This window comes from Mesorhizobium sp. M1334, from assembly GCF_040317995.1.
Taxonomy (GTDB): domain Bacteria; phylum Pseudomonadota; class Alphaproteobacteria; order Rhizobiales; family Rhizobiaceae; genus Mesorhizobium.
In genome coordinates, this window is sequence record NZ_JAMYLM010000005.1 from 295,953 (window position 1) to 320,518 (window position 24,566).

Genomic DNA, 24,566 nt, shown 5'->3' on the forward strand with positions numbered 1-24,566 from the left:
TTATGGAGTTGTAGTTGCGCGCGCTGAAATTCAAGTCGACTTTCCTGCCCAGGCCCGCCGGTGCGGTTTCGCTACTGGTGATCGCTGCGGCGCTTTCCGCCTGCAATTCATCCAAGATGATCGGCGATCTCAATCCGAGCGAGACGCTGACGCAAGGCTACGTCATCGACCAGCAGGCGATCGACCTGGTGCCGGTCGGCTCAAGCCGCGAACAGGTGCTGCTGGCGCTCGGCACTCCCTCGACGAAAGCGACCTTCGACAACGAGGCCTTTTATTACATTTCGCAGACGCGCAAGCGCTACGTCGCCTTCGACAAGCCGCGGCTGGTCGACCAGCATGTACTGGCAGTCTATTTCGGCGATGACGGGCGCGTCACGCAGATAGCCAATTACGGGTTGAAGGACGGCAAAGTGTTCGACTTCATCTCGCGCACCACGCCGACCGGCGGCAAGGACCAGAACTTCCTCAGCCAGATCATAAATGGCGCCAGCAAGCTGGCGCCCGGTATTCCCGGCGGCGGCGGCGGCAGCACGCTCGGCGGCACCTGATCCATTCCGGCGGAGGTCGGCTCCTTCTTTCCTTTTACTTCCCTCCCCGGAAGCGGCACATCTCAGGCAATGGAAAACCCGCGGGAGCGATCCCGCGGGTTTTTGTCTTAAGGTCGTAGCGACCGAGCTTAGCCGTGCGCGAGAACGGCCAGCAACAGCAGCGCGACGATGTTGGTGATCTTGATCGCCGGGTTGACCGCCGGGCCGGCAGTATCCTTGTAGGGGTCGCCGACCGTATCGCCGGTCACCGAAGCTTTGTGCGCTTCGGAGCCCTTCATATGCTTGACGCCGTCCTTGTCGACGAAACCATCTTCGAACGACTTCTTGGCGTTGTCCCAGGCACCGCCGCCGGAGGTCATCGAGATGGCGACGAAAAGGCCGTTGACGATGACGCCGAGCAGCGAGGCGCCGAGGGCGGCAAAGGCGGATGCCTTCGAACCGGAGATCAGGAGGACGCCGAAATAGACGACCAGCGGCGCCAGGACCGGCAACAATGACGGAACGATCATCTCCCGGATCGCTGCCTTGGTCAGAAGGTCGACGGCGCGCGCATAGTTCGGCTTCGAGGTGCCGGCCATGATGCCCGGATCCTCGCGGAACTGCTTGCGCACCTCCTGGACGATAGCACCCGCGGCGCGGCCGACGGCGGTCATGGCGATGCCGCCGAACAGATACGGGATCAGGCCGCCGAAGATCAGGCCGGCGACGACGTAAGGATTGGAGAGGTCGAAGGAGACGTCGCCCATGCCCTGGAAGTACGGGTATTTGTCGCCATTGGCGGCAAAGAACTTCAGGTCGTTAGAATAGGCCGCGAACAGCACCAGCGCGCCGAGGCCGGCCGAGCCGATGGCGTAGCCCTTGGTTACCGCCTTGGTCGTGTTGCCGACAGCGTCAAGCGCGTCGGTTGACTGGCGCACTTCCTTGGGCAGGCCGGCCATTTCGGCAATGCCACCGGCATTGTCCGTAACCGGGCCGAAGGCATCGAGCGCGACGATCATGCCGGCGAGGCCGAGCATCGTCGTCACCGCGATCGCCGTGCCGTAGAGGCCGGCAAGCTGGTATGTCGAGATGATGCCGCCGACGATGACGATCGCCGGCAACGCCGTCGCTTCCAGCGAGACCGCGAGGCCCTGGATGACGTTGGTGCCGTGACCGGTGACCGAGGCCTGGGCGATGGAGTTCACCGGACGCTTGTTGGTGCCGGTATAATATTCGGTGATCACCACGATGAGGCCGGTCACCGCAAGGCCGACAAGACCGCAGATGAACAGGTTCGTGCCGGTAATAGCCATGCCGGCGACGGTGCCGATCTCCCCCCAGCCGATACATGCCGAAGTGGCTACGGCAAGGCCGACAATCGACAGCAGCCCGGTGACGATCAGGCCCTTGTAGAGCGCGCCCATGATCGAGCCGCTGGACCCAAGCTTGACGAAGAAGGTGCCGACGATTGAGGTGAGGATGCAGGCGCCGCAGATGGCCAGCGGATAGAGCATGGCCGCGCCGAGAACGGCGGTGCCACCGAAGAAGATGGCGGCCAGGACCATCGTGGCGACCACAGTCACTGCATAGGTCTCGAACAGGTCGGCCGCCATGCCGGCGCAATCGCCGACATTGTCGCCGACATTGTCGGCAATGGTGGCCGGATTGCGTGGATCGTCTTCGGGAATGCCGGCTTCAACCTTGCCGACGAGATCCCCGCCAACGTCGGCTCCCTTGGTGAAGATGCCGCCGCCGAGACGGGCGAAGATCGAGATCAGCGAGGCGCCGAAGCCGAGCGAAACAAGCGAGTCGATGACGACGCGATCGTTTGGCTGCAGACCCATGAACTGGGTCAGGATCAGGTAGTAGATGGAGACGCCGAGAAGGGCCAGGCCAGCAACCAGCATGCCAGTAATGGCGCCCGACTTGAAGGCGATCTCGAGGCCGGCAGCGAGGCTGTTGGAAGCCGCCTGCGCGGTGCGCACATTGGCCCGCACCGAGACGTGCATGCCGATGAAGCCAGCGGCACCCGACAGAACGGCGCCGATCAAGAAGCCGATGGCGGCGGTAATCGAAAGCAGCCACCAGGCGAGAAGCAGGACCACGACACCGACGATGGCGATGGTGGTGTACTGGCGCGCCAGATAAGCCTGCGCGCCTTCGCGGATGGCCGCGGAAATTTCCTGCATGCGTGCATTGCCCTGATCGGCCGCGAGAACCGAACGTGTCGCCCAGATGGCGTAAAGGACTGAAAGCAGACCGCAGGCGATGACAGCTGAAATTATGGTCATTGCCGAATTTTCCTCGATTGGTGGCCCAAAAGAACCCCTCCCCGGGCCGTTGAGACAGGGGACGAATTTCCGCAACCGGAATCCGTCCCTTCGCAGCGGCTTATGCGAAACAGGGCTCTGAACGTCAAGATATTGTTCGGTTCTTGTCCGGCTTTCGCCCAAAAGATCCCGGGTTTCGTCCAAAAGGCTGGACGGCAGTACGCCTGTCGACACCGCCATCCGGTTAGATCGACTGAAATCGGCGAACGGCCGTCAAGCTTTGCGCGGGTCGCCGTCCGGCTGGACGACGAAGACCAGCACCACCAGCATGGTCATGTAGAATTTGAACGCCGCCTCCTGACCATTCCATGTCGAAGACTGCCACATGGCAAACCACTCGCCGCCAACGACCATGAAGCCGAAATACCAAACGAGGAAGCCCATTGTGGCGGCAATGATGGCGAACTTCTTGGCATCGTTGAAAGCCTGTCCGCTGGCGTTGCGCGCCTGCCAGAGTTGCCAGGCGGCGATCAGGTAGAGCAGGCAGGTCAGCGCCTCGCCAAGGATGATCAGCCAGTAGCCTGCCGTCCACAAGGCCGGGTTGGTGATCGAGCGGTACATCAGTGCGTTGCCGGGAAAGGTCGTGTCCATGCTCAGCACATGCTGGACAAAGGCGAAGTTTGAGCCGTAATCGGTGATGTTGCCAAAGGCGACGAGGAAGGCGAAAGCCGCCAGACACAAACACATGACGATCTTGGAGAAACGCGCGGTCATGGCAAGAACTCCTGCTGAAAGATCGGGGCATCGCACTCATCAATCGCCGAGTCCCGAAGATCGCGCAACGGGTGGCCCAGTGATCATCGTGCTCACAGCCATTGCGAGACATTATGCCGGCAAGCAAGACATTGCCGAGACTGTCGAAGCCCTCGATCTCGATAGCGATTGCGCTGTGGGCGACTTGGTCTCTGTGGTTGGAGCCGGGACACAGCACGATTTCGCCGTCATCCGCCGCCGCTGGATCGCCAGCGGGACGGGTATGGCGCTCGAACTGACGCTTGATCATCCGGCGCGTTCGATCGGCCGCTGAAAGGAACGAAGCTCGCTCGGAGAGGCTTACTCCGCCTCGCGTCCCATGCGCCGCGCTGTGTAGCGCTCGATCGCCGACAGCCCGTCATAGATCAGTACGGCAAGGGCGGCGACGATCAGGCCGCCCTGCAGGATGAAGGCGAGGTTGTTCGACAGCAGGCCGGCGATGATCACCTCGCCCAATGTCCTCGCCGCAACTGTCGAGCCGATGGTCGCGGTGGCAAGGCTGATCACCACCGACAGCCGGATACCGCCGAGAATGATCGGCGCGCTGAGCGGCAGCTCGACCTTGACCAGCCTTTGCCAGCCAGTCATGCCGGCGCCACGCGCCGCCTCGACGACGTTGGCCGGCAGCGTCGTCAGGCCGGTCAGCGCGTTCTCGAAGATCGGCAGCAGGCCATAGAGAAACAGCGCAATCAGCGTCGGCTTTTCGCCGAAGCCGACCGCTGGCACGGCAAGCGCCAGCACCGCTACCGGTGGAAAGGTCTGGCCTATATTGACCAGGCTGCGCGACAGCGGCAGGAATTCGGCGCCGGCTGGCCTGGTGACCAGAATGGCGAGCGCGACCGCAACGATCGTCGCGGCAACCGTCGCGATCAGCACGGTCCGCAGATGCAGCAGCGTCAGCGTCAACAGGCTGCCCTGATTGTAGATTACCGGCGCATTGTTCTCTGTCAGCGGCTTCAGCAGCGGTTCGAACCAGCCGGGATTGGTGACGAAGGCGATAAGCAGCACCACCAGGGCAAGCCTGAGCAGTGATGGAAGCCAAGCCTTTAAGCCAGCCTCTTTCATGCCGGTCTCGCCGCGCGCTTAACCAGCCCGTCCACCGTGACGCGGCCAAGCGGCTTGCCGTCGGTATCTGTCACCGGCAGCGCAGGGCGGCCCGACCACAGGAGTTCGGCGAGCGCGTCGCGCTGGCTGGCGTCACCGGGGATCGCCTCGCCTTCGGCGGTGCCGTTTTCCACCGCGTCGCGGACCCGGCCAAGCGACAACAGCCGGAACGGTTTTTCGCTGGCACCTACCAGGGTTTCGACAAACGCGCTGGCCGGTCTCGCCAGTATTTCGGCCGGCTCGGCATATTGCACCACTTTGCCGCCGTCCATCACGGCGATCTTGTCGCCCATGTGAACGGCCTCTTCCATGTCATGGGTGACCAGGATGATGGTGGTGCCGAAGCGCTTCTGGATTGCCAGCAGATCCTCCTGCGCCTTGTTGCGGATAATCGGATCGAGCGCCCCGAACGGCTCATCCATCAACAGCACGTTGGGTTCCGCGGCAAGCGCCCGAGCGACGCCGACGCGCTGCTGCTGGCCGCCGGAAAGCTCGTGCGGATAGCGTGGCCCGTAGTCTTGCGGGTCGAGCTGGTATAGCGTCATCAGCTCGTCGACGCGGGCCTTGATGCGGTTGGCGTCCCAGCCGAGCAATACCGGCACAGTGGCGATGTTCTGCGCCACCGTGCGATGCGGAAACAGGCCGTGGCCCTGGATGGCATAGCCTATGCTGCGGCGCAGCTCATAATCCGGCACCGAGCGGTTGTCGACGCCGTCGAGCTTGATCACGCCCGATGTCGGCTCGACCAGCCGGTTGATCATGCGAAGCAGCGTCGTCTTGCCGGAGCCGGAGGTGCCGACGATGACGGCGATGCTGCGCGGCTCGATTACCATCGACACGTCGTTGACGACTGTCGTCTCGCCGTAGCGCTTGGTGATGCCTTCGATCTCGATCATGCCGTTTCAACCCTGCGCTTGCTGGCGCTCATTTCGATCACTGCATCGAGGATGATCGCGGCGGCGAAGGCCAGCGCCACCGTCGGCACGGCGCCGAGCAGCACCAGGTCCATCGCCGTCTGACCGACGCCCTGGAACACGAACACGCCAAAGCCGCCGCCGCCGATCAACGCGGCAATCGTGGCGAGGCCGATATTCTGCACCAGCACGATGCGGATGCCGGTGAGGATCACCGGGAAGGCGAGCGGAAACTCGACACCGAACAGCCGCTGGCGGTCGGTCATGCCCATGCCGCGCGCTGCGTCGTTGGCGGCACGCGGCACACCGGCAAGGCCGACCACGGTATTAGCCACCACCGGCAGCAGCGAATAGAGGAACAGGGCGACGAAAGCCGGCGCTGTGCCGATGCCGCGAATGCCGAGCGCGGCAGCACCCGGCACATGCGAAGCGACCCAGCCGAGCGGCGCGATCAAGAGGCCGAACAGCGCGATCGAAGGAATGGTCTGGATGATGTTCAGCACGTTGAGCACGCCGGCCCGCAATTTCTCGACGCGATGGCAGAGGATGCCGAGCGGCAGGCCGATAATCACCGCAGCCGCCAGCGAACCCAGCGCCAACGTCACGTGCTTGGAGCCTTCCGCCCAAAAACTATCGGAGCGATTGAAATATTCCTTGAGGATCGACAGGCTGTTCCAGCTTCCCGAGACGAGCAGCAGGCCGATTGCCGCTGCGGCGACAACAAGCACGCCGACCCGTGCCTGCGGCGACAGGTTCAGCCTTGTAAGCACGTCGGCGAGCAGAAGGGTGAAGGCGAAGATAAGCAGCCAGAATCCCGAAGCCGGCGAGATACGGGCGAAGGTGTTGCCGGCGGGCGTCAGGAAGCTGCCGGCAACGCCAATCAGCAGCGCCAGCGCCGCAAGTGCAACCACACTGGCGGCGAGGCGCAGAGCAAGCGGCGTTTTCAGCAGCGCAATGAGCGCCGCTGCGACAACAATCGCCATCAATAGCGGACCGACCGCCGCGGGCAAAGATTCGAGGATCGAGCGCGCCTCGCCGGGTACGATGCGATTGGCGCGGAAGGTGGCGAATGGCGCCGCGAAAGCCGCATAGGCCGATATCGCCGCGATGACCACGCCAAGCTTGTCGAACCGGATGCGCACGCCCTCCCCCATCGGCCGATCCGGCGCACCTTGAAGCGGAGCGCCGGAAATCGCCTTACTTCAGGAAGCCGTTCTTTTTCAAAAAGTCCTCAGCGACGCCCTTGACTGGCTCGCCGCCAACCTGCACGCGGCCATTCAACTCCTGCAGCGTAACGAGATCGAGCTTGGCGAAGACCGGCTTCAGCAGCGTCTCGATTTCGGGATGCTCCTTCAGCACCGCCTCCCGGATGATCGGCGCTGGCTGGTAGACCGGCTGCACACCCTTGTCGTCTTCAAGCACGACGAGGCCGGAGGGCGCGATGCCGCCGTCGGTGCCGTAGACCATGGCGGCGTTGGCGCCGTTGGTCTGGTTGGCCGCAGCGGCAATGGTCGCCGCCGTATCGCCGCCCGACAGCGTGATCAACTGGTCCGGCTTCAGCGTGAAGCCATAGGTCTTCTGGAAAGCGGGCAGCGCGGCCGCCGAATTGACGAACTCGGCGGAGGCCGCCAGCACCACCTTGCCGCCGCCCGAGACATATTTGCCGAAGTCGGAAAGGGTGACGAGCTTATTGGTATCGGCGACCTCCTTGCGCAGGGCGATCGCCCAGGTGTTGTTGGCCGGTGACGGTGACAGCCAGACGATCTTGTTGGCGTCGTAGTCGAGCTTCTTGGCAGTCTCGTAGGCCTTGGCGGCGTCTTTCCACACCGGATCGTCGGCCTTCTCGAAGAAGAAGGCGGCGTTGCCGGTGTATTCCGGATAGATGTCGATCTCGCCGGCTGTAATCGCCTTGCGGACCACGGGCGTGCCGCCGAGCTGGATCCGGTCGGTGGTCTGGATATTATTGGCGTTCAGCACCAGTTGGATGATATTGCCGAGCACGCCGCCCTCGGTGTCGATCTTCGACGACACCACCACCTGGGCACTCGCCGAGGCAAACGTGATTCCGAGCGCTAGTACAGCGCCGGCCAGAACCTTGATTGAAAACATCTCACAAATCCCTTGCTGTGAACCGGAATACGGCTGCCGCATATGAGCATGGCTTCGATGCCCCGTCGGGGTACACGGTTTCACAAGAGAGGGGATGGGCGCAATAATTTTGTTCGGATGTGAGTGAATCCGCTGCCGCGACGTCCCGACAGCGTGACGTCAGTTGGCCGCCCGCAAGCCCGTCATCTTCAACACGCCCAGTGCCACGAAGCACAGCGCGACGACCGGGAAAATCATCCAGTTCAGCATCTCCCAGCCCCAGGCATTGTAGACTGCGCCCGACATCAGCGAGGCGAAGGCGACGGAGCCGAACAGGACGAAATCGTGGAACCCCTGGACCTTGCCTTTTTCGGATGACTGGTAGCTGTCGGCCACCATGGCGGTGGCACCGATGAAGCTGAAGTTCCAGCCAAGGCCGAGCAGGATCAGCGTCGTCCAGAACTGCCACAGTGCCAACCCCGACAGCGCGACTATGCCGCAGCCAATGAGCAGTACCAGGCCGATAGCCACGATCCGTTCCGCGCCAAAACGATGGATCAGCGACCCCGTGAAGAAGCTCGGCGCGAACATCGCCATGACGTGCCAGGAAATGCCGAGCGTGGCGTCGTCGGTCGAAAGGCCGCAGCCGACCATGGCCAGCGGCGCGCCGGTCATCACGAAGCTCATCAGTGCGTAGCTGCCGATGGCGCAAAACAACGCCGCGACGAAGCGTGGCCTGGTGACGATTTCTGAGAGCGGCCTGGCGTCGCTGTCGGAAATTTCCACCTTCTTGGTTGCCTTGGCTGGGATACGCAACAAAGAGAGAATGGCGGCGCCGACCGCCGCCAGGACCAGGATGGACGCAAACGAGCCGGCAAACTTCACCGGCGAGAACAGATCGCCGGTGAAGATGACGATCTGCGGCCCGAGTATGGCGGTGACGATGCCGCCGGCCAGCACGAAGGAGATGGCACGCGCCTTGAATTCAGGCGGGGCATTGTCGGCGGCGGCAAAGCGGAATTGCTGGACGAAGGCGCCCCCGATCCCGATCACGGCCAAGCCGAAAGCGAACAGCCAGAAGCTGGGATGAAACAGCGCCAGCGTGGCGATCAGGCCGCCAAGCGCTGTCACCGCCGTTCCAGTCATGAAGCCGTCGCGCTGGCCGAGCCGGCGGATGATCGCCGCGGCCGGCAGGGAACCGAGTGCCACGCCGACATTGAAGCCGGTGATCGGCGCGGTTGCCAGCGACTTGTCAGCGTCGAGCAGATACTGCCCGGCCAATCCGCCCATGGAAATGGCGATGGGGGCGGCCGAGCCGATGATCGCCTGCGAGGCTGCGAGGATGAAGGCGGTGCGACGCGCTTCCTTGCCCGCCTCAACGGCGACGACGGCAGTCATGAGGCGTCCTTGCCGCGGCCCTCGCCACGCACCCGGCGCGACACGCGATCAAGCACGGCATTGACCAGTTTCGGCTCGTCTTCCTCGTAAAATGCCTTGGCGATGTCGACATATTCGGAGACGATGACCGCCACCGGCACGTCCTCGCGCTGCATGAGCTCGTAGACGCCGGCGCGCAATATGGCGCGCAATGTGGAATCGAGCCTCGACAGAGGCCAGTCCTCGGTCAGTGCCTGTCGGATGATCGGATCGATGGTCTTCTGGTGCTCGACGACGCCTGCAAGAATGGCGCGAAACCATTGCGCATCGGCTTCGCGATAGAGCGCGCCGTCGACTTCCTTGCCGAGCCTGAACGCCTCGTATTCGGCGGTGATCTCAAACACGCCGCTGCCGGCGACATCCATCTGGTAGAGCGCCTGTACAGCGGCCAGACGGGCTGCACCGCGCTTGTTGGCATGGCGAACCGCAGGCTGGCCGGGCGACGCGGGTTCGCTCACGTTCGCTCTCCCAGCTGTTCCTTTAGAGCGATCATGGTCAGCGCCGCGCGCGCCGCAAAGCCGCCCTTGTCGCCTTCCGAACGCCTGGCCCGTGTCCACGCCTGTTCGTCGTTTTCGGTGGTCAGGATGCCGTTGCCGATACAGACCGAATCCTGCACGGACAGGTCCATCAGGGCACGGCTGGATTCATTGGCGACGATCTCGAAATGATAGGTGTCGCCGCGGATGACTGTGCCGAGGGCGACGAAACCGTCATAGTTCGTCCCGCCTTCGGAGGCACCGTCGAGCGCGAAGGAAATCACGGCGGGGATTTCGAGCGAGCCAGGAACGGTGACGACATCGTATGTCGCGCCCGCTTCGTCGAGCGCGCTGGTCGCGCCTTCGAGCAGCGCGTCGGCAAGATCGTCGTGAAAGCGCGCCTCGATGACAAGAAGGTGTGCCTTCTTCTTCGGACGGATGAACGCTTTGCCGTGTTGGGATGTGCCTGCCATAGATGTCTCCGGGGATCGCCGGTGACTTAGGCCGAAGCCGGTTTGATCGCAAGCGGAAGATTGCCGAAGGAACTTTCAAGGCCAACCCGGTGGCGGTCGCATCAGGGAATGGGCTTTATGGACGACCGCCTCAAAGCCCCTCCTTCGCCGCCTCCATCAGCCGCGCGGCGTAGCGGGCCATGGTGTCGATCTCGAGATTGACCCAGTCGCCGACCTGGCGTTCGCCCCAGGTGGTGACGGTCAGCGAATGATGGATCAACAGCACGTCGAAGCGGGTGCCTTCGACCTTGTTGACGGTGAGCGAAGTGCCGTCGAGTGCGACGGAACCCTTGGGGGCGATGAATTTGGCAAGCCCGCGCGGTGCTTCCAGGGTAAAGCGCACGGCGTCACCCTCCTCCTTGCGGGCCACGATCTCGGCCATGCCATCGACATGGCCTGATACAATGTGGCCACCGAGTTCGTCGCCGATCTTCAGCGCCCGCTCCAGATTGATCCTCGTGCCGGATTTCCAGGCCATAGCTGTCGTCAGTCTGAGTGCTTCTTCCCAGGCCTCGACCTCGAACCACCGTGCGTTGGCGCCGTCTTCCGGCAGTCCCGTTACCGTCAGACAGACGCCGCCACAGGAAATCGAAGCGCCGATGGCAATGGTCCGCGGATCGTAGGCGGTGTCGATACGCAAACCGACGCCTTCCCTGAGCGGCTTCACGGCAGCGACGGTGCCGACATCGGTGACGATTCCAGTGAACATTAGTTTGGCCCCATGAACATCAGTTCGGTCCTAGATGTCTCTTATCCATTCGGCATATGTGTCTTCGCCGAAACGCATGCTGCGCAATTTGCGAAATCCCGGCGGGATATTGTTGGCATCGATTGGCGGTACAATGCCGCCCTCGCCGATCGCGTCCGGCCCCTGGAACAGCACGATACGATCAACCAGTTTTTCATCGAGGAACGCCTTGGCCACCCTGGCGCCGCCCTCGACCAAGAGGCTGGCCATGCCGAGCGCCGCCAGATCCTCGAGCAGTTCCGGCAGCGCAATATCGCCTTCATACGTCTCAGTGCCGATGAAGCGAACGCCGACGCGTTCGAGCGCGGCGCGCCGATGCGGATCGGCCTCGGCGCAGGCAGCGATATAGAGCGGCACACGGTCGACGCCGGCGACCAGTTTCGAAGTCTCGGCTAGCCTGATCTGACGGTCGAGCACGATGCGCGCCGGCGAACGGCTCTCCAGTCCCGGAAGCCTAACCGTCAGCGCCGGATCGTCCTCCAGTGCCGTGCCGATGCCGATCAATATGCCATCGGCTTCGGCGCGCATCAGATAGACTTCGCGCCGGGCGATATCGCCGGTGATGGAGACCTGTCCCTCGCCTCTCATGCCGATCTTGCTGTCGCTTGAAAGCGCAAGCTTCAGGATCACTTCCGGGCGTTTTTTCAGAGATCGAATCAAATAGCCGGCCATCTGCTCCGAGGCATCGTCCGCCAGCACTTTTTCCACCACCTCGACCCCAGCGGTACGCAAGATTGCATAGCCCTTGCCGGAAACACGCGGGTCCGGATCGCTGGCAGCGCCGACCACACGCGCCACGCCGGCACTGACCAGCGCATTGGCGCAAGGCGGCGTGCGGCCGTGATGGGCGCAGGGCTCCAGCGTTACATAGGCGGTGGCGCCGCGCGCCAGTTCGCCGGCCTCTGCCAAAGCCTCGGTCTCGGCATGCGGCCGGCCGCCGACGGCGGTGACGCCGCTGCCGACGATCATCGGCCCGTTGCCGTCATCACGCACGATCAGCGTGCCGACGGAAGGATTGGTCGAGGTCCGGCCGGCATTCTTGCGCGACAGCCTGAGGGCTGCCGCCATATAGCGGCGATCGAGGAGCTCTTGCTCAGCCGTGCTGCGTTCGGACCCTGCCATGCTTAGCTGGCGTCCTCTTCGCTCTTCAGTTCTTCGCCCCTGGGCTCGTCGGTTTTGAGCTCGTCGCCTTTGAGTTCGCCCAATACGTCGTGGAAATCCTTGGCCTCGCGGAAATTGCGGTAGACGGAGGCAAAGCGCACATAGGCGACATCATCGAGCGACTTAAGCGCCTCCATGACCAGCCGGCCGACTTCGCCAGAAGCCACTTCGGTCTCGCCCGAGCTTTCGAGCTGGCGCACGATGCCGGTCACCGCCCGGTCGATGCGCTCGGGATCGACATTGCGCTTGCGTACCGCGATCTCGACCGAGCGCAGCAGCTTGTCGCGGTCGAACGGCACCTTGCGTCCAGACTTCTTCACGACGACGAGATCGCGCAATTGGACGCGCTCGAACGTGGTAAAACGGCCGCCGCAATCCGGGCAGACGCGCCGCCTGCGGATCGCCGCGCCGTCTTCGGCGGGGCGTGAATCCTTCACCTGCGTATCTTCGGACTGACAATAGGGACAGCGCATGGAGGGCCTTCGGTTCGCGATTCTCGTGGAGCGAAAGGCTTAGAGGTTTTTGCCACGATGGCAAAGTATGGCCGATGACCGATCGCGCCTCAGAGATAGCGAGGCACGAGGAAAATTGCGAGAGTGGCAATCAGTTGAACGGCAATACGCCAATCAGGGAGCGACGTCGCCGGTCGGGAAGCCGCAGGACGTGCCGAGATAGCGATAGGCCTTGGTGAAGCCGTCCATCGATATGGTCGCGACCGGCTTGTCGGCGAAGCTGAGATCAAGGGCGCTCGTACGGCGCATGGCACGCAGTATGGCAAGCGTGGTCTCGGGTTTGTTGTCCATCATCCACTGTCCGTCGGCGATAAGATGAAAACCAGCCTTGATCTTGTCGTTAACGTCGCGAAACACGGCCGGGACGTTGTCACCTTTGGGCAAGTCACTGTTTCTCACGGCGATGATGAGGCTCGGATAGCCTCCGGGTGGCAGTACGTCGCCATTCGAGATGGCCAGCGTAAGGGTGCCGCTGGTCCCGTTAGCGTCGAAAAAGACTGTCGAGGCGGCGCAGGTCTTGCGCACATCCTCACCGGTGTTGACCTCGTCCATCGTGGTGGACCACCTGCCGAAGGTCTCTGTCCTTGGCGCTGCCGGCGTCGGCTCGGTCTGCGCCAAAGCGAGGCCCGACAGCTGCAAAATGGCCGATGCCAGCAAGGCCCCAAAGCCGGCGAAACGGAAAGTTTGCATCATTGAGCTTCTTCGCAAGTGCCTTGCTGTCGCACCGGGATTGTCGCACACATGGAGGACACTCGGCGTGGTCAACCAAGGTACGGGTAAAGCGGAAAACGATCCGTCAATGCCGCCACCTTGGTCTTCACAACTGCCTCGACGGCCGCATTGCCATCGTCGGAATTGGCGACTTTCAGTCCATCCAGCACCTCGGCGATCAGCTTGCCAATCTCGCGGAACTCAGCCTGGCCGAAGCCGCGCGTGGTGCCAGCCGGCGTGCCAAGCCGAACGCCCGAGGTGACGAAAGGCTTTTCCGGGTCGAAGGGGATGCCGTTCTTGTTGCAGGTGATGTTGGCGCGGCCAAGGGCAGCCTCGGCGCGCTTCCCGGTGGCGTTCTTGGGGCGCAGGTCGACCAACATCAGATGGTTGTCAGTGCCGCCGGAGACGATGTCGAGACCGGTTTCCTGCAGGCTGGAGGCCAGTGCCTTGGCATTGGCAACGACGCTCTCCGCATAGACCTTGAAGCTCGGCTTCAGCGCCTCACCGAGGGCCACCGCCTTGGCGGCGATGACATGCATCAGCGGTCCGCCCTGCAGGCCGGGGAAGACGGCCGAATTCATCTTCTTGGCAATGTCCTCGTCATTGCACAGGATCATGCCGCCGCGCGGGCCGCGCAGCGACTTGTGCGTCGTGGTGGTGACCACATGGGCATGCGGCAGCGGCGACGGATGCATGCCACCGGCGACCAGTCCGGCGATATGAGCCATATCGACCATCAGATAGGCGCCGATCGAATCGGCGATCTCGCGAAAACGCTTCCAGTCCCAGACACGTGAATAGGCTGTGCCGCCGGCCAGGATCAATTTCGGCCTGGTCTCATGGGCAGTCTTCTCGATCGCGTCCATGTCGAGCAGATGATCGTCCCGGCGCACGCCATAGGAGACGACCTTGAACCATTTGCCGCTCATATTGACCGGCGAGCCATGCGTCAGGTGCCCGCCGGAATTGAGGTCGAGACCCATGAAGGTGTCGCCAGGCTGCAGCAGCGCCAGGAACACCGCCTGGTTCATCTGGCTGCCGGAATTCGGCTGGACGTTGGCGAAGTTGCAGCCGAACAGCTTTTTCGCACGTTCGATGGCCAGTTCCTCGGCGACATCGACAAACTGGCAGCCGCCATAGTAGCGCTTGCCCGGATAGCCCTCGGCATATTTGTTGGTCATGATCGACCCCTGTGCCTCGAGCACGGCACGCGAGACGATATTTTCCGAGGCAATCAGCTCGATCTCGTGGCGCTGGCGGCCGAGTTCGTTGCGGATGGCGCCGAAAATCTCGGGGTCGGCATCGGCAAGCGTGGTTTCGAAGAAGGATTCGAATTTGTTCGACACTGCCGCTGCTGTTGCCATGGGCTGAAATCCTCAAGGTTCCGGGTCTGTCGCGCCATTAACACAGTTGCTTTCGGCCCGCCACGTTTGCTGCGCGAAATTTGCTGGCCGGATTGCGCCAGAGAGACCGGCGGCCTCTATTTCCTTGCCCTGCTGAAGGGCCGGTGGGCTTCGGTGAGCGTGATCTCGGTGAACAGCGCCTGCGTCGTATGGTCGTTGATCTGGCCGGCGTGATGGCGCCGCGCACGCCGGCAACAGAGCCGGCGATCCGGACGCGCAGTCCGAACGGCTCGGCCTTGCGCTTGTGTAATCGCGCCGAGACGCGCGTCGCGATGTCGCCGATCCAGATCCACAGGAAGGGCAGCCGTCCGGCGATCGGCCCAGCGAAGCTTGTCGCGAAAGACCCGGCAACGAAAAAGGCCGCCCTTCCGGCGGCCTTTTGCAAATGAACTCAGCTGTTTAGAGCGCGGATGTGATCTGCAGCTCGTTGGCTCCGTCGAGGCCGTAAATGTCGTCACGGAACTGGACCACGCCCGGCCCTGTCGACCAGGCCGAGACGTAGAGAAAATAAACCGGCACCGGATTGGTAACCTGCACCGGCATGTTCTCCCCGGTCTTGATCGCCGCCTCGAAATGCTGGCGATCCCAGCCCGGTGTGTCGCGCAGAATCCAGGTGACGAGGTCGCGCACGTTCTGAACGCGCACGCAGCCAGAGGAATCGAAGCGCATCAGCTTGCCGAACAGGCTCTGCTGCGGCGTGTCGTGCATGTAGACGCCGTCCGGGCTGGGGAAATTGATCTTGACCGAGGCCATCGCGTTGCCGGAACCGGGATCCTGGCGGAAGCGATATTTTTCGGCATCGTCGGTCGACCAGTCGACCGTCATTGGGTCGACCTCGCTGCCGTCCGGCGCGAACAGGCGGATATGGCTATCCTTGAGATAGTTGGGGTCCTTCCGCATCAGCGGAATGATGTCCTTGCGCACGATCGAGACCGGCGCGTTCCAGTACGGATTGACGATGATTTCGTTGATCTTGGAATTGACGATCGGCGTCTGGCGATCGATCTTGCCGACGATTGCGGTGTGGCGCAGCACAACGCGGTCGTTCTCGACAGCCTCGATCTGCGCCGCCGGGATGTCGACCAGCACATAGCGGTTGCCAAGCGTGCCGGCCCGCTCACGCAGCCGTTGCAGATTGGTCTGCAGCTGACCAAGCCGAACCGGCGCCGACACGTTCATTGCCGCGAAAGTATATTTGCCGGTGGTTCCGTCGGCCGGCAAGCCGTGACGCAACTGGAAGCGCTTGAGCGCCGAGTCGACGTAAGAATCGAACGCTTCCGAGAGCCCGGCGCTCTGCGCCAGATCGCCCGATATCATCAAGCGCCTGCGCAGCGGCACCACATCGGGATCCTCGACGCCAAGCTGCAGCTTCTTGGTGTCTGGAACCTGCTCCCAGCCGCCTTGCGCGACGATATTCTGATACTGCATGATCGCCTGCTCGGTGAAGGACACCGTCTGCAGGCTGAAGATCGGCAGCGTCGAGGCAACCTTGCCGCCTTCGCTGGCACGCGCATCGAATTGGTCGTCCCAATTGCCACGCGCCGAGGATTTCAGGATATCCCCGATCACATCCTGTGCACTGGCGCGGCCGGCGACCATTGCGGCTGCGAGCGCGGAGGCTCCTGAAAGAAAGAAACGGCGGCTGGTTCTCATGGATGGTCCAGACATTCTTGCTACAATTCAACCCACCGGGCGGTCTCGCCCGCACTCTAGAGTTGGCTTCTTAACAATTAGCCAACCATGGCCCGCATCACTTCGGTGTAAAAACACATGGGTGTAAAAACCCATGGAAGAGACTTGAGCACAGGACAAATGCACGGCTTTGGCCCAGCATCACCCGCATCTTCGGTTCCATTCGAATATGGCGGCAACGTGGCTGTTGCTCGAATTTGGATCGGCCGGCCTGACGAAACGGCAAGACCGGTGCTTTTCGGCACCGGTCTTTGGTCTGCTCCGCGGCAGCGCTTCCGTGGTCCAGCTTCAGATCTTGCTGCGGCGGGTGCGATTACATCCGATAGGCGATGGTATCGTTCCAGAACCGATCCAGCCGCTGCAGGGCGCGGTTCATCTGCTTGAACTCTTCCGTGTTGATGCCGCCGACCTGCTCGATCGAGCCGACATGGCGTTCGTAAAGGCCGGCGACGACTTCCGCCACCTCATTGCCCTTCGGCGTCAGCGAGACCCGCACTGAACGACGGTCGATGCGCGAGCGCTGGTGGTTGATGAAGCCGAGATCGACCAACTTCTTCAGATTGTAGGAGACATTCGAGCCGAGATAATAGCCGCGCGAGCGCAGTTCGCCGGCGGTCAGCTCCGAGTTGCCGATGTTGAACAGGAGCAGCGCCTGGATGGCGTTAATGTCGGAGCGGGCGTTGCGGTCGAATTCGTCCTTGATCACATCAAGCAGACGGCGATGCAGCCGCTCGACCAGCTGCAGCGACTCCATGTACAGCGAACGGATCGCCTCGCGGCGGTCATCGGATACGTTGGCGGTCTTCGCCGCCGGACGCGAATTGATCATTGTCTTTGCCTCTCGTTTGTCGCCCGGTGATTTTTTGTTCTTCACCTTGATCGCGACACTATCGAATACTCATAAAATTCGACTTAAACGCCAAGGCTAACAAGAGCTTACCGGTAAGGGGTTTCGAAAGAGGCTTAACGGACGGTCACCCGAGCAAGGATAATTAACCTAAAGATTTAGCCAACGATCCTGGCCGGAATTGCTATCGCCGGGCTTGCCGCTTCTGGATCCAGATCACCACGCGGAACACTATGTAGAGCAGCGCCACCGCAAGGTGCGAGGCGACGATCAGCGGCCGGCGGCCGAACAAGTCGGGGAAGCCAGCATACATGACGCACTCGGTCACCGCGCAGATGAACCAGATCACCGGCCCCCAGGACGCCAGCATCCACAGGCCGGCAGCAGCGAATGGAAAAAACACCGCCAGCACCACCGCCGCCACCTGCCAGTGCACCGGCATCAGATCGAACCGCCACAACTGGCCGGGGTAAACGCCGATCAGCCGGATCCAGTACAAGATGCCGAACAGCAGACAATAGCCGGCGATAACGCGCTGGAACCAGGCGAAGATGACCTCGATCGTCGAGGGCTGCAGCACCACGCGTCTCGAGGCGGCCTCGCTCACAGCTTCAGTTCCCGTTCGCCGAGCGGTGCGAAATAGGCATCGACGTCGGCGGCGCTGACGTCATCGATGCCTGCCGGCCGCCATTGCGGCGTCGAGCCTTTATCGATGATGGCGGCGCGGATGCCTTCATAGAAGTCGTGCCCGGCAAGCATGCGGTTGAGGATACGGAACTCCATTTTCATGCACTCCTCCATCGACAACGTCTGCCCGGCGCTGATCTGGCGCCACGCGACATGCAGGCTGGTCGGTGAACGTGTGCGGATGGTGGCCAGCGTCTTTGCCGCGAACTCGTCGGCGATGGCTGCCCGCTCCAGGCTGGCGACCATATCGGCCAGTGACGGCTGCGCGAAATGCCGGGCGATGGCGTCCAGCGTCGGCCTGTCTGTCTCGCGTTTGGCCGGGACGAAGCAGCCGCGCAGCACCGATTCCGGGTCGCCGCTTGCCGCCAGCCGGTCGAGAAAGCCGGCCTGGTCCTCCGCCTTGATCGTATGGGTGGCGAGGCCCGACCACAACGCATCGCCATAGCGGATGCGGTTGCCGGTCAGCGCCAGATACATGCCGAAGCTGCCGCCGAGATCCGGCAACAGATGGCTGGCGCCGACATCCGGGAAAAAGCCGATCCCGACCTCTGGCATGGCAAACTGCGCGTTCTCGGTCAGCACCCGCTGCGAGCCATGGAAGGAGATGCCGACGCCGCCGCCCATGACGATGCCGTCGATCAGGGCGACATAGGGTTTCTTGAAACGGGCGATGCGGGCGTTCAGCCGGTACTCGTCGGCGAAGAACTCGACCGGCGGTTTTCCAGCCCGGCCGGCTTCGTAGATGTGGAGGATGTCGCCGCCCGCCGAAAATGCCCTGCCCTCGGCCTTGACGACGACGACGTCGACACCATCGTCGCGTTCCCAACTGCGCAGCGCCTTGTCCAGCGCCTTGACCATGCGGTGGGTTACGGCATTGAGCGCCTGCGGCCGCGTCAGCGTGACGACGCCGGCCCTGCCCAACCTTTCGAAGCGAATCTCGTCGCCTCCGCCAAAATCCATCGCCAGAGAATCCCTCCCGCGCCCGCCGGGAGTGAAGTGCTAATGCGTGGCGCATAGCCACGTCAATGGCAGCGCCAATCCCGCCTGCTGGCCCGTGGCCGCAGCCGGTGCTAATGCTGGCGCTTTGAACCGGAAGGTTGGACCATGCCTTGGTTGCCACGCCTTGCTGTTGTGGTGGTCGGCCTGATCGCTGCGAACACTCCTCCCGTATCGGCCGAAACCGTGGATAGTCTCTACCAATCGCAGACCATCGTCACCGGCCAGGGCGAGGTCAATCGCCAGATCGGTTTCAAGACATGTTTGGATGCGGTGCTGGTCCGTGTCTCCGGTGATCAGCGGCTGGCGAAAAAACCTGAGACGGCGGCGCTGCGCGACAAGGCCGGCAGCTTCGTTGCCGAATTCCGCTACCACGACCGCCTTGAAGGCATTCCGGTCCATGACGAACAAGGCACTCACGACCGGCCGCATGATCTCACCTGCCTGTACAAGCCCGACGCCATCGATCCGGTGCTTGCCGCGCTTGGCAGCAAGCCATGGCTTGCCGAGCGGCCACGCCTGGCGATTTTTCTGGCGGCGGAGCAAGGCACAAGGCAGTTCGCGCTGACTGCCGACGACCAGCGCGGGGCGGCGATGCGCGAATCCTTCGTTAATGCCACCGGTCCGCTGGTCATGCGGATTGTGTTTCCCGAAGCGTCGCTGCTGTCGGCCTCGAAGCTTGACGACCGGGCCCTGCGCCATGCCGATATGGCGACGCTGGACCAGCTTGCCCGAAAGGCCGGTGCCGATCAGGCGCTCGCCGGCAGCCTGATCTGGAGCGACAAGGAGTTTGGCTGGATCGCCGATTGGCGGCTTGCCATGAACGGCAAGGCTTATAAATGGCAAGTGCGCGGTGTCAGCTTCGACGAGGCATTCCGCGTCGCCATGCGGGGTGCTGCGCAGATTCTGTCGGGCAATGGTCAACCAGAATAACGCCCGACAGGACCGCTGGCACAATCGTGTCGCATTGGTCAGCAGCGAAGGCTCGTGGTAAAAGCCGCCCGGTCCGGAGTTTTGGCGATGAACAAATTCACACCTGCAAAGCCTGCCGGCGCGCGCAGCGTCGACGAGATCACCGGCAGCCGGCGGCTGCGGCGCATGCGCAAGGCCGATTGGTCGCGCCGCCTTGTCCAGGAGAACCGGCTCTCGGTCGACGATCTGATCTGGCCGATCTTCGTCGTCGACGGCAGACAAGTGCGCGAACCGATCGCCGCCATGCCCGGCGTGTTCCGCCTGTCGCTCGACCTCGCCGTCAAGGAGGCTGAGCGCGCGGCCAAGCTTGGCATTCCTGCGATCGCCACTTTCCCCAATGTGGAGCTCGGCCTGCGCGATCAGACCGGTTCCCACATCCTCGATCCGGAAAACATCATCAATCGCGCCACCCGCGCCATTAAGCGGGCGGTGCCGGAGATCGGCATCATCACCGACGCGGCGCTGGACCCGTTCACCTCGCATGGCCATGACGGCATCTTGCGTGAGGGCATTATCGTCAATGATGAAACGGTGGAGCAGGTGATGGCGGCGGCCGTCATCCAGGCGGCGGCAGGGGCCGACATCATTGCCCCCTCGGACATGATGGACGGCCGGATCGGTGCCATCCGCGATGCGCTCGACGCCAATGGGTTTCAGGATGTAGCGATCATGTCCTATGCGACCAAGTTCGCATCCGCTTTTTACGGCCCCTATCGCGAGGCGGTCGGCACCGCCGGCCTGCTCAAGGGCGACAAGAAAACCTATTATATCGACCACGCCAATTCCGACGAAGCGGTGCGCGAGGCCGAGCAGGATCTAGCCGAAGGCGCCGACATGCTGATGGTCAAGCCCGGCCTGCCCTATCTCGACATCATCCGCCGGCTGAAGGACGAATTGCAGATGCCGACCTTCGCCTATCAGGTCTCGGGCGAATATTCGATGATCAAGGCCGCCGCCGCCAATGGCTGGATCGACGGCGACAAGGCGATGCTGGAATCGCTGCTCGCGTTCAAGCGCGCCGGCTGCGACGGGATTCTCACCTACTTTGCGCCCGAAGTAGCGGCGATGCTGAAGGGATAGGTGATCGCATCGTTTTGGGACTTTGGTGCATGGGATGGGGCCTGTGGTAAACCTTCGGGATTGGCCGAATCCTCCTTCCCCCTCGTCATCCTGGGGCGGAGCAGGAGCGAAGCTCCGTCGCGGAGACCCTAGGATCCATGCCGTGACCTGGCGGCAGTGCTCCGGCGGATCGAAAACGAACGCACCCATCCGGTTCTCCGAAAAAGTTCGGACCATTCCAGATTGGTCTTCTTGATCTCCATTCGCGTGGTTCGTCGTTCTGGGCCGCTGTATTCTTCGGCCGATGTCACGGCATGGATCCTAGGGTCTGCGCCGCGTCGCTTCGCTCCTTGCTTCGCCCCAGGATGACGACGGGATGGTTGATTATGGCCAATCGCCAGCGTTGGGAGATTGGCGGTTGTGGCCCAGCCGTTCATCGCTAGCCGGCGATCCAAAAACACCGCTTGCAAAATGCAATCAGTTAAGCTAACCCGATAACTGCTTGCATGTCACAATTGGTTATCGAGGAGGCTCTCATGTCCAAACTTCGCGTCAGCGCTTTCACCCTGTCGATCGACGGCTTCGGCGCCGGTCCCGACCAAGACCTGAAGAACCCGCTGGGTGTTGGCGGGGAAGCCCTGCACGGATGGATGTTCGGCACCCGCACTTTCCGCAAGATGGTCCTCGGCAAGGATGGCGGGACCACGGACACTGACGAGGCGTTCGCCGCACGCAGCTTCGAAAACGTCGGCGCATGGATCCTCGGCCGCAACATGTTTGGGCCAATCCGCGGCGAATGGCCGGATGACAGCTGGAAAGGCTGGTGGGGTGACAACCCGCCCTACCATGTGCCGGTCTTCGTGCTCACGCATCATCCGCGTGATCCGATTGTCATGGAGGGCGGCACGACCTTCTATTTCGTGACCGATGGCATCCATTCAGCGCTGCAAAAGGCGAAAGCAGCAGCTGACGGCAAGGACATAAGGCTCGGCGGCGGCGTCGCAACGATCCGGCAATATCTCCAGGAAAAGCTCATCGACGAATTGCATCTGGCGATCTCACCGGTCCTGCTGGGCGCCGGCGAGAACCTTTTTGCCGGCATCGACATGCCCAAGCTCGGCTATCGCTGCAGCGAGCAGGTCGCGACGCCGAAAGCCACGCACGTCATCATCGAGCGTACCTAGCTTGTCGCAGGGCGCCACAGAGCAGCGCCCTCCTCGCCGCTTTAGTCAGTACTTCTCCGGCACATACAGTTCGCGCGGCAGTACCTGGTGCTCGTATTCGGGATTGAAGACGCGCTCCGGCAGTATGATCTCTTCGTGCGGCACCTCCTCATAAGGTATCTGCTTGAGGAGTTGGTCGATGCAGTTCAGCCGTGCCCGTTTCTTGTCGTTGCCCTCGACGATGAACCACGGGGCGCCACCCTTGCCCGCCGAGTCGCGGCCCTCGAAGACCACGACGAGCTTCTTCTTGTGATAGGCGACCCAGGATTGCAGCTTGATCAATTCGGATTGCAGCGTGATGAGATCGCGAAAATACTGCAGGCGGTCGATCGATGGCGGATGCGCATTCTTGTAGATCTTGGCGATCTCCATCGACAGCGCCGGCTCCGAGATTTCCAGCTCATAATCTTCGTCGAGCGTGTCGGCGAGTTCCGCTTCCAGCCAGTCCCTGGCCGGGGAATTCTGTTTTATCTCGGTCATTTGCGCTGCTCCGCTTACAGTCCTTGCCGGCCGCTGTCAGGCGCTCCGCCGCCCGGCCCGGCGGCCGGAAATCGAAGCGCTGAACCGATGTTAGTATAGGCCGGCAATGACGGTTTTTATTGCAGCCACTGCTGCGCTGGCTGTGCGTTCAATCGGAAAGATGTGATCGAGCTTGCCCTGCGGAACTGGCGACAAGCGGAACGAATTATCCTACAAATGCCCGGTTCATTGAGGGCTGTCGTTTGCAACGCCCTTTCCCGATAAATCGTGAGGATACGACATGGAATACCGCACTCTCGGCCGTTCCGGGCTGAAGGTTTCGACGCTGACCATGGGCACCATGACGTTCGGCGGCGGCGGCGCGTTTTCGGCGGTCGGCAAGACCGACCTCGACGAGGCGCGCCGGATAATCGACCTTTGCATCGATGCCGGCGTCAATGTCATCGACACCGCCAACGTCTATTCGAACGGCGTGTCGGAAGAGATCATCGGCGAGGCGCTCGGAGGCAAGCGCAAGGGCGACGTGCTGATCGCCTCCAAGGCGCGCATGCGGATCGGCAAAGGCCCCAACGATGAAGGCTTGTCGCGCTACCATCTGATCCGCGAATGCGAGAGGAGCCTGAAGCGCCTCAGGACCGATGTCATCGACATCTATTTCCTGCACGAGTGGGATGGCCTGACACCGCTTGAGGAAACCATCGCCGCGCTCGACACTCTGGTCACGCAGGGCAAGGTCCGTTATGTCGGCTGCTCCAATTATTCCGGCTGGCAAGTGATGAAGGGGCTGGGGATCAGTGACCGTCATCACCAGCCGCGCTTCGTCACCCAGCAGATCCATTACACGTTGGAAGCGCGCGAGGCCGAGTATGAATTGTTGCCGATCTCGGTCGACCAAGGGCTCGGCGTGCTGGTCTGGAGCCCGCTTGCCGGCGGGTTGCTGTCCGGCAAATACCACCGTGACCAGCCGACCGCCCGCCAGCTCAGCGGCTGGTCGGAACCGCCGATCCGCGACGAGGACCGGCTGTGGCGGATCGTCGACGCGCTGATCGACATCGGCAACAACCACGGTGTGTCGGCGGCGCAAGTGGCGCTTGCCTGGCTACTCGGCCGGCCCGCCGTCAGCTCGTTGGTGATCGGCGGACGAACCGAAGCGCATTTCAAAGACAATATCGCCGCTGCAAGCCTGGTGCTTGGCGATGAGGAGCGCACACGGCTCGACGCGGTCAGCAGGCCGCCCGTGCTCTACCCCTACTGGCACCAGCAGTTCACCGCAAAGGACCGGTTCGGTCCGGCCGATCTCGTCCTCGACCGCGATGGCGCCTGAAAGCCGGGCTCTCAGGACTGCGCCGAGATATGGAGCCGATCGTGCTTGCGGTGTTGTGTTTGCGGTCCAATGCTCCTAGGCAAAGGCCAAGCACAACGAAAGGAAACGATATGGCACGAGCACCGAACTACGGTCAGGAGCGCAAGGAACGCGACCGGCAGAAGGCTGCCAAGAAGGCGGAAAAGCAGGCTGCCAAGGTCGCAGCCAAGGAGCGATCGAAGCCCGAGGGCGAGAGCGAGTCCCAAACCAAAACCGAAACGACCAAGTGATGACGCCGGGCCTGTCAGGCGGTCCGGGCCTCGGTCAAATCCCGCTATGCCTCAGGCGGGCGCCTTGTCGCTGACGAAGACGTTCACTTCACGAGCGGCGGCAATGAAGGCCCGTCTTGCGTTCATGGCCGGCTTGTCGCCGGCCAGCGCATCATGACAGGCCTGCAGCGCTTCGCGGTGCTTGGGACTGCGCTTGCCGGGCCAATTGTTGAGGAGGTAGTCGGAAGCCTCGCGGGCCGTACGCAAGAGCTGATTGCTTCCCGCCGCACCCTTGACGGTCACGGGTGTGTCAAATCGGTTGTTTTCCATCGCCGCTCTTACGCCATCGGCATTTGCGAAGC

At 62.4% G+C, this 24,566-nt stretch carries 28 protein-coding genes; 8 read left to right on the forward strand and 20 right to left on the reverse strand.

Annotated features, from left to right (window positions below; genetic code table 11):
- The first annotated feature begins 14 nt into the window (after positions 1-14).
- Complete coding sequence (locus tag NKH17_RS13120; protein WP_352477172.1) at positions 15-548, forward strand: outer membrane protein assembly factor BamE; 534 nt, start codon at positions 15-17, stop codon at positions 546-548.
- Positions 549-676: 128 nt separating this feature from the next.
- Here the strand turns inward: NKH17_RS13120 and NKH17_RS13125 are convergent, their stop codons facing one another.
- A complete protein-coding gene (locus NKH17_RS13125) occupies positions 677-2,818 on the reverse strand; it encodes a sodium-translocating pyrophosphatase (protein ID WP_352477171.1) in 2,142 nt (713 codons plus the stop codon).
- Between the two features lie 252 nt (positions 2,819-3,070).
- On the reverse strand, positions 3,071-3,571 hold the full coding sequence (locus NKH17_RS13130; RefSeq protein WP_352477170.1) for a DUF2165 family protein: 501 nt from the start codon (positions 3,569-3,571) through the stop codon (positions 3,071-3,073).
- A gap of 79 nt (positions 3,572-3,650) precedes the next feature.
- On the opposite strand from NKH17_RS13130, the gene NKH17_RS13135 reads away from it, so the two are divergent.
- Positions 3,651-3,884: a hypothetical protein gene (locus NKH17_RS13135; RefSeq protein ID WP_254817560.1), complete on the forward strand. Its 234-nt coding sequence runs from the start codon at positions 3,651-3,653 to the stop codon at positions 3,882-3,884.
- Between the two features lie 26 nt (positions 3,885-3,910).
- Here the strand turns inward: NKH17_RS13135 and NKH17_RS13140 are convergent, their stop codons facing one another.
- The 12 genes from NKH17_RS13140 to glyA form a co-directional block, all read right to left on the reverse strand.
- Entirely contained in the window at positions 3,911-4,675 is a 765-nt protein-coding gene (locus NKH17_RS13140; RefSeq protein WP_352477169.1) for an ABC transporter permease, read from the reverse strand.
- Entirely contained in the window at positions 4,672-5,610 is a 939-nt protein-coding gene (locus tag NKH17_RS13145; RefSeq protein WP_352477168.1) for an ABC transporter ATP-binding protein, read from the reverse strand. Before NKH17_RS13145 ends, NKH17_RS13140 begins: the two co-directional genes overlap by 4 nt.
- Positions 5,607-6,782 carry an ABC transporter permease gene (locus NKH17_RS13150; protein WP_254817557.1) on the reverse strand — a complete coding sequence of 392 codons (1,176 nt, stop codon included), beginning with the start codon at positions 6,780-6,782 and terminating at the stop codon, positions 5,607-5,609. The genes NKH17_RS13145 and NKH17_RS13150 overlap by 4 nt, the downstream gene beginning before the upstream one ends.
- Positions 6,783-6,825: 43 nt before the next feature.
- A complete protein-coding gene (gene osmF / locus NKH17_RS13155; protein WP_352477167.1) occupies positions 6,826-7,737 on the reverse strand; it encodes a glycine betaine ABC transporter substrate-binding protein OsmF in 912 nt (303 codons plus the stop codon).
- 159 nt (positions 7,738-7,896) lie between these two features.
- Positions 7,897-9,114 carry an MFS transporter gene (locus NKH17_RS13160; RefSeq protein ID WP_352477166.1) on the reverse strand — a complete coding sequence of 406 codons (1,218 nt, stop codon included), beginning with the start codon at positions 9,112-9,114 and terminating at the stop codon, positions 7,897-7,899.
- Positions 9,111-9,611, reverse strand: a complete 501-nt coding sequence (gene nusB / locus NKH17_RS13165; RefSeq protein WP_352456584.1) for a transcription antitermination factor NusB — start codon at positions 9,609-9,611, stop codon at positions 9,111-9,113. The genes NKH17_RS13160 and nusB overlap by 4 nt, the downstream gene beginning before the upstream one ends.
- Complete coding sequence (gene ribH, locus NKH17_RS13170; protein ID WP_352477165.1) at positions 9,608-10,102, reverse strand: 6,7-dimethyl-8-ribityllumazine synthase; 495 nt, start codon at positions 10,100-10,102, stop codon at positions 9,608-9,610. Before ribH ends, nusB begins: the two co-directional genes overlap by 4 nt.
- Before the next feature lie 130 nt (positions 10,103-10,232).
- Positions 10,233-10,850: a riboflavin synthase gene (locus NKH17_RS13175; RefSeq protein WP_254817552.1), complete on the reverse strand. Its 618-nt coding sequence runs from the start codon at positions 10,848-10,850 to the stop codon at positions 10,233-10,235.
- 30 nt (positions 10,851-10,880) lie between these two features.
- Complete coding sequence (gene ribD, locus NKH17_RS13180; protein WP_352477164.1) at positions 10,881-12,011, reverse strand: bifunctional diaminohydroxyphosphoribosylaminopyrimidine deaminase/5-amino-6-(5-phosphoribosylamino)uracil reductase RibD; 1,131 nt, start codon at positions 12,009-12,011, stop codon at positions 10,881-10,883.
- A 2-nt stretch (positions 12,012-12,013) separates the two neighbouring features.
- On the reverse strand, positions 12,014-12,523 hold the full coding sequence (nrdR, locus tag NKH17_RS13185; RefSeq protein ID WP_023674492.1) for a transcriptional regulator NrdR: 510 nt from the start codon (positions 12,521-12,523) through the stop codon (positions 12,014-12,016).
- Between the two features lie 153 nt (positions 12,524-12,676).
- Positions 12,677-13,255: a hypothetical protein gene (locus NKH17_RS13190; RefSeq protein ID WP_352971087.1), complete on the reverse strand. Its 579-nt coding sequence runs from the start codon at positions 13,253-13,255 to the stop codon at positions 12,677-12,679.
- 68 nt (positions 13,256-13,323) lie between these two features.
- Positions 13,324-14,637, reverse strand: a complete 1,314-nt coding sequence (gene glyA / locus NKH17_RS13195) for a serine hydroxymethyltransferase (protein WP_254817549.1) — start codon at positions 14,635-14,637, stop codon at positions 13,324-13,326.
- Between the two features lie 143 nt (positions 14,638-14,780).
- On the opposite strand from glyA, the gene NKH17_RS13200 reads away from it, so the two are divergent.
- Complete coding sequence (locus NKH17_RS13200) at positions 14,781-15,065, forward strand: hypothetical protein (RefSeq protein WP_352477161.1); 285 nt, start codon at positions 14,781-14,783, stop codon at positions 15,063-15,065.
- A 10-nt stretch (positions 15,066-15,075) separates the two neighbouring features.
- Here NKH17_RS13200 and NKH17_RS13205 read toward each other — a convergent pair whose 3' ends face one another.
- From NKH17_RS13205 to NKH17_RS13220, 4 genes are all read right to left on the reverse strand, one after another.
- Complete coding sequence (locus NKH17_RS13205; protein WP_352477160.1) at positions 15,076-16,329, reverse strand: L,D-transpeptidase family protein; 1,254 nt, start codon at positions 16,327-16,329, stop codon at positions 15,076-15,078.
- Between the two features lie 352 nt (positions 16,330-16,681).
- Positions 16,682-17,197, reverse strand: a complete 516-nt coding sequence (gene ldtR, locus NKH17_RS13210) for a transcriptional regulator LdtR (RefSeq protein ID WP_352477159.1) — start codon at positions 17,195-17,197, stop codon at positions 16,682-16,684.
- Between the two features lie 202 nt (positions 17,198-17,399).
- Positions 17,400-17,822: a DUF6163 family protein gene (locus tag NKH17_RS13215; protein ID WP_254817546.1), complete on the reverse strand. Its 423-nt coding sequence runs from the start codon at positions 17,820-17,822 to the stop codon at positions 17,400-17,402.
- The gene (locus NKH17_RS13220) at positions 17,819-18,862 is read right to left on the reverse strand and encodes an enoyl-CoA hydratase/isomerase family protein (RefSeq protein ID WP_352477158.1); all 1,044 of its coding nucleotides are present in this window, start codon (positions 18,860-18,862) and stop codon (positions 17,819-17,821) included. The genes NKH17_RS13215 and NKH17_RS13220 overlap by 4 nt, the downstream gene beginning before the upstream one ends.
- A gap of 144 nt (positions 18,863-19,006) precedes the next feature.
- On the opposite strand from NKH17_RS13220, the gene NKH17_RS13225 reads away from it, so the two are divergent.
- The 3 genes from NKH17_RS13225 to NKH17_RS13235 all read left to right on the forward strand — a co-directional run bounded on the left by NKH17_RS13225 (position 19,007) and on the right by NKH17_RS13235 (position 22,113).
- Positions 19,007-19,831 (forward strand): DUF8605 domain-containing protein, encoded by an 825-nt coding sequence (locus NKH17_RS13225; protein WP_352477157.1) that lies wholly within the window; start codon positions 19,007-19,009, stop codon positions 19,829-19,831.
- 87 nt (positions 19,832-19,918) lie between these two features.
- Positions 19,919-20,950, forward strand: coding sequence for a porphobilinogen synthase (hemB, locus tag NKH17_RS13230; RefSeq protein ID WP_352896556.1), 1,032 nt, complete (start codon positions 19,919-19,921; stop codon positions 20,948-20,950).
- Between the two features lie 515 nt (positions 20,951-21,465).
- Positions 21,466-22,113: a dihydrofolate reductase family protein gene (locus tag NKH17_RS13235; RefSeq protein WP_352477155.1), complete on the forward strand. Its 648-nt coding sequence runs from the start codon at positions 21,466-21,468 to the stop codon at positions 22,111-22,113.
- A 45-nt stretch (positions 22,114-22,158) separates the two neighbouring features.
- Here NKH17_RS13235 and NKH17_RS13240 read toward each other — a convergent pair whose 3' ends face one another.
- Entirely contained in the window at positions 22,159-22,632 is a 474-nt protein-coding gene (locus tag NKH17_RS13240) for a polyphosphate kinase 2 family protein (RefSeq protein WP_352477153.1), read from the reverse strand.
- A gap of 280 nt (positions 22,633-22,912) precedes the next feature.
- Here NKH17_RS13240 and NKH17_RS13245 point away from each other — a divergent pair, with 280 nt between their 5' ends.
- On the forward strand, positions 22,913-23,956 hold the full coding sequence (locus tag NKH17_RS13245) for an aldo/keto reductase (protein ID WP_352971094.1): 1,044 nt from the start codon (positions 22,913-22,915) through the stop codon (positions 23,954-23,956).
- A 110-nt stretch (positions 23,957-24,066) separates the two neighbouring features.
- Complete coding sequence (locus tag NKH17_RS13250; protein WP_352477150.1) at positions 24,067-24,225, forward strand: hypothetical protein; 159 nt, start codon at positions 24,067-24,069, stop codon at positions 24,223-24,225.
- A 51-nt stretch (positions 24,226-24,276) separates the two neighbouring features.
- On the opposite strand, the gene NKH17_RS13255 is transcribed toward NKH17_RS13250, so the two are convergent.
- Positions 24,277-24,534: a DUF982 domain-containing protein gene (locus NKH17_RS13255; protein ID WP_023674477.1), complete on the reverse strand. Its 258-nt coding sequence runs from the start codon at positions 24,532-24,534 to the stop codon at positions 24,277-24,279.
- Positions 24,535-24,566: the final 32 nt, after the last annotated feature.

Excerpts from the sequence above, each read along its gene's own strand:
- NKH17_RS13125 (WP_352477171.1), bottom strand. The coding sequence starts at position 2,818 with ATGACCATAATTTCAGCTGTCATCGCCTGCGGTCTGCTTTCAGTCCTT.
- NKH17_RS13130 (WP_352477170.1), bottom strand. The coding sequence starts at position 3,571 with ATGACCGCGCGTTTCTCCAAGATCGTCATGTGTTTGTGTCTGGCGGCT.
- NKH17_RS13140 (WP_352477169.1), bottom strand. The coding sequence starts at position 4,675 with ATGAAAGAGGCTGGCTTAAAGGCTTGGCTTCCATCACTGCTCAGGCTT.
- NKH17_RS13145 (WP_352477168.1), bottom strand. The coding sequence starts at position 5,610 with ATGATCGAGATCGAAGGCATCACCAAGCGCTACGGCGAGACGACAGTC.
- NKH17_RS13150 (WP_254817557.1), bottom strand. The coding sequence starts at position 6,782 with ATGGGGGAGGGCGTGCGCATCCGGTTCGACAAGCTTGGCGTGGTCATC.
- osmF (WP_352477167.1), bottom strand. The coding sequence starts at position 7,737 with ATGTTTTCAATCAAGGTTCTGGCCGGCGCTGTACTAGCGCTCGGAATC.
- NKH17_RS13160 (WP_352477166.1), bottom strand. The coding sequence starts at position 9,114 with ATGACTGCCGTCGTCGCCGTTGAGGCGGGCAAGGAAGCGCGTCGCACC.
- ribH (WP_352477165.1), bottom strand. The coding sequence starts at position 10,102 with ATGGCAGGCACATCCCAACACGGCAAAGCGTTCATCCGTCCGAAGAAG.
- NKH17_RS13175 (WP_254817552.1), bottom strand. The coding sequence starts at position 10,850 with ATGTTCACTGGAATCGTCACCGATGTCGGCACCGTCGCTGCCGTGAAG.
- ribD (WP_352477164.1), bottom strand. The coding sequence starts at position 12,011 with ATGGCAGGGTCCGAACGCAGCACGGCTGAGCAAGAGCTCCTCGATCGC.
- nrdR (WP_023674492.1), bottom strand. The coding sequence starts at position 12,523 with ATGCGCTGTCCCTATTGTCAGTCCGAAGATACGCAGGTGAAGGATTCA.
- NKH17_RS13190 (WP_352971087.1), bottom strand. The coding sequence starts at position 13,255 with ATGATGCAAACTTTCCGTTTCGCCGGCTTTGGGGCCTTGCTGGCATCG.
- glyA (WP_254817549.1), bottom strand. The coding sequence starts at position 14,637 with ATGGCAACAGCAGCGGCAGTGTCGAACAAATTCGAATCCTTCTTCGAA.
- NKH17_RS13205 (WP_352477160.1), bottom strand. The coding sequence starts at position 16,329 with ATGAGAACCAGCCGCCGTTTCTTTCTTTCAGGAGCCTCCGCGCTCGCA.
- ldtR (WP_352477159.1), bottom strand. The coding sequence starts at position 17,197 with ATGATCAATTCGCGTCCGGCGGCGAAGACCGCCAACGTATCCGATGAC.
- NKH17_RS13220 (WP_352477158.1), bottom strand. The coding sequence starts at position 18,862 with ATGGATTTTGGCGGAGGCGACGAGATTCGCTTCGAAAGGTTGGGCAGG.
- NKH17_RS13225 (WP_352477157.1), top strand. The coding sequence starts at position 19,007 with ATGCCTTGGTTGCCACGCCTTGCTGTTGTGGTGGTCGGCCTGATCGCT.
- hemB (WP_352896556.1), top strand. The coding sequence starts at position 19,919 with ATGAACAAATTCACACCTGCAAAGCCTGCCGGCGCGCGCAGCGTCGAC.
- NKH17_RS13235 (WP_352477155.1), top strand. The coding sequence starts at position 21,466 with ATGTCCAAACTTCGCGTCAGCGCTTTCACCCTGTCGATCGACGGCTTC.
- NKH17_RS13240 (WP_352477153.1), bottom strand. The coding sequence starts at position 22,632 with ATGACCGAGATAAAACAGAATTCCCCGGCCAGGGACTGGCTGGAAGCG.
- NKH17_RS13245 (WP_352971094.1), top strand. The coding sequence starts at position 22,913 with ATGGAATACCGCACTCTCGGCCGTTCCGGGCTGAAGGTTTCGACGCTG.
- NKH17_RS13250 (WP_352477150.1), top strand. The coding sequence starts at position 24,067 with ATGGCACGAGCACCGAACTACGGTCAGGAGCGCAAGGAACGCGACCGG.
- NKH17_RS13255 (WP_023674477.1), bottom strand. The coding sequence starts at position 24,534 with ATGGAAAACAACCGATTTGACACACCCGTGACCGTCAAGGGTGCGGCG.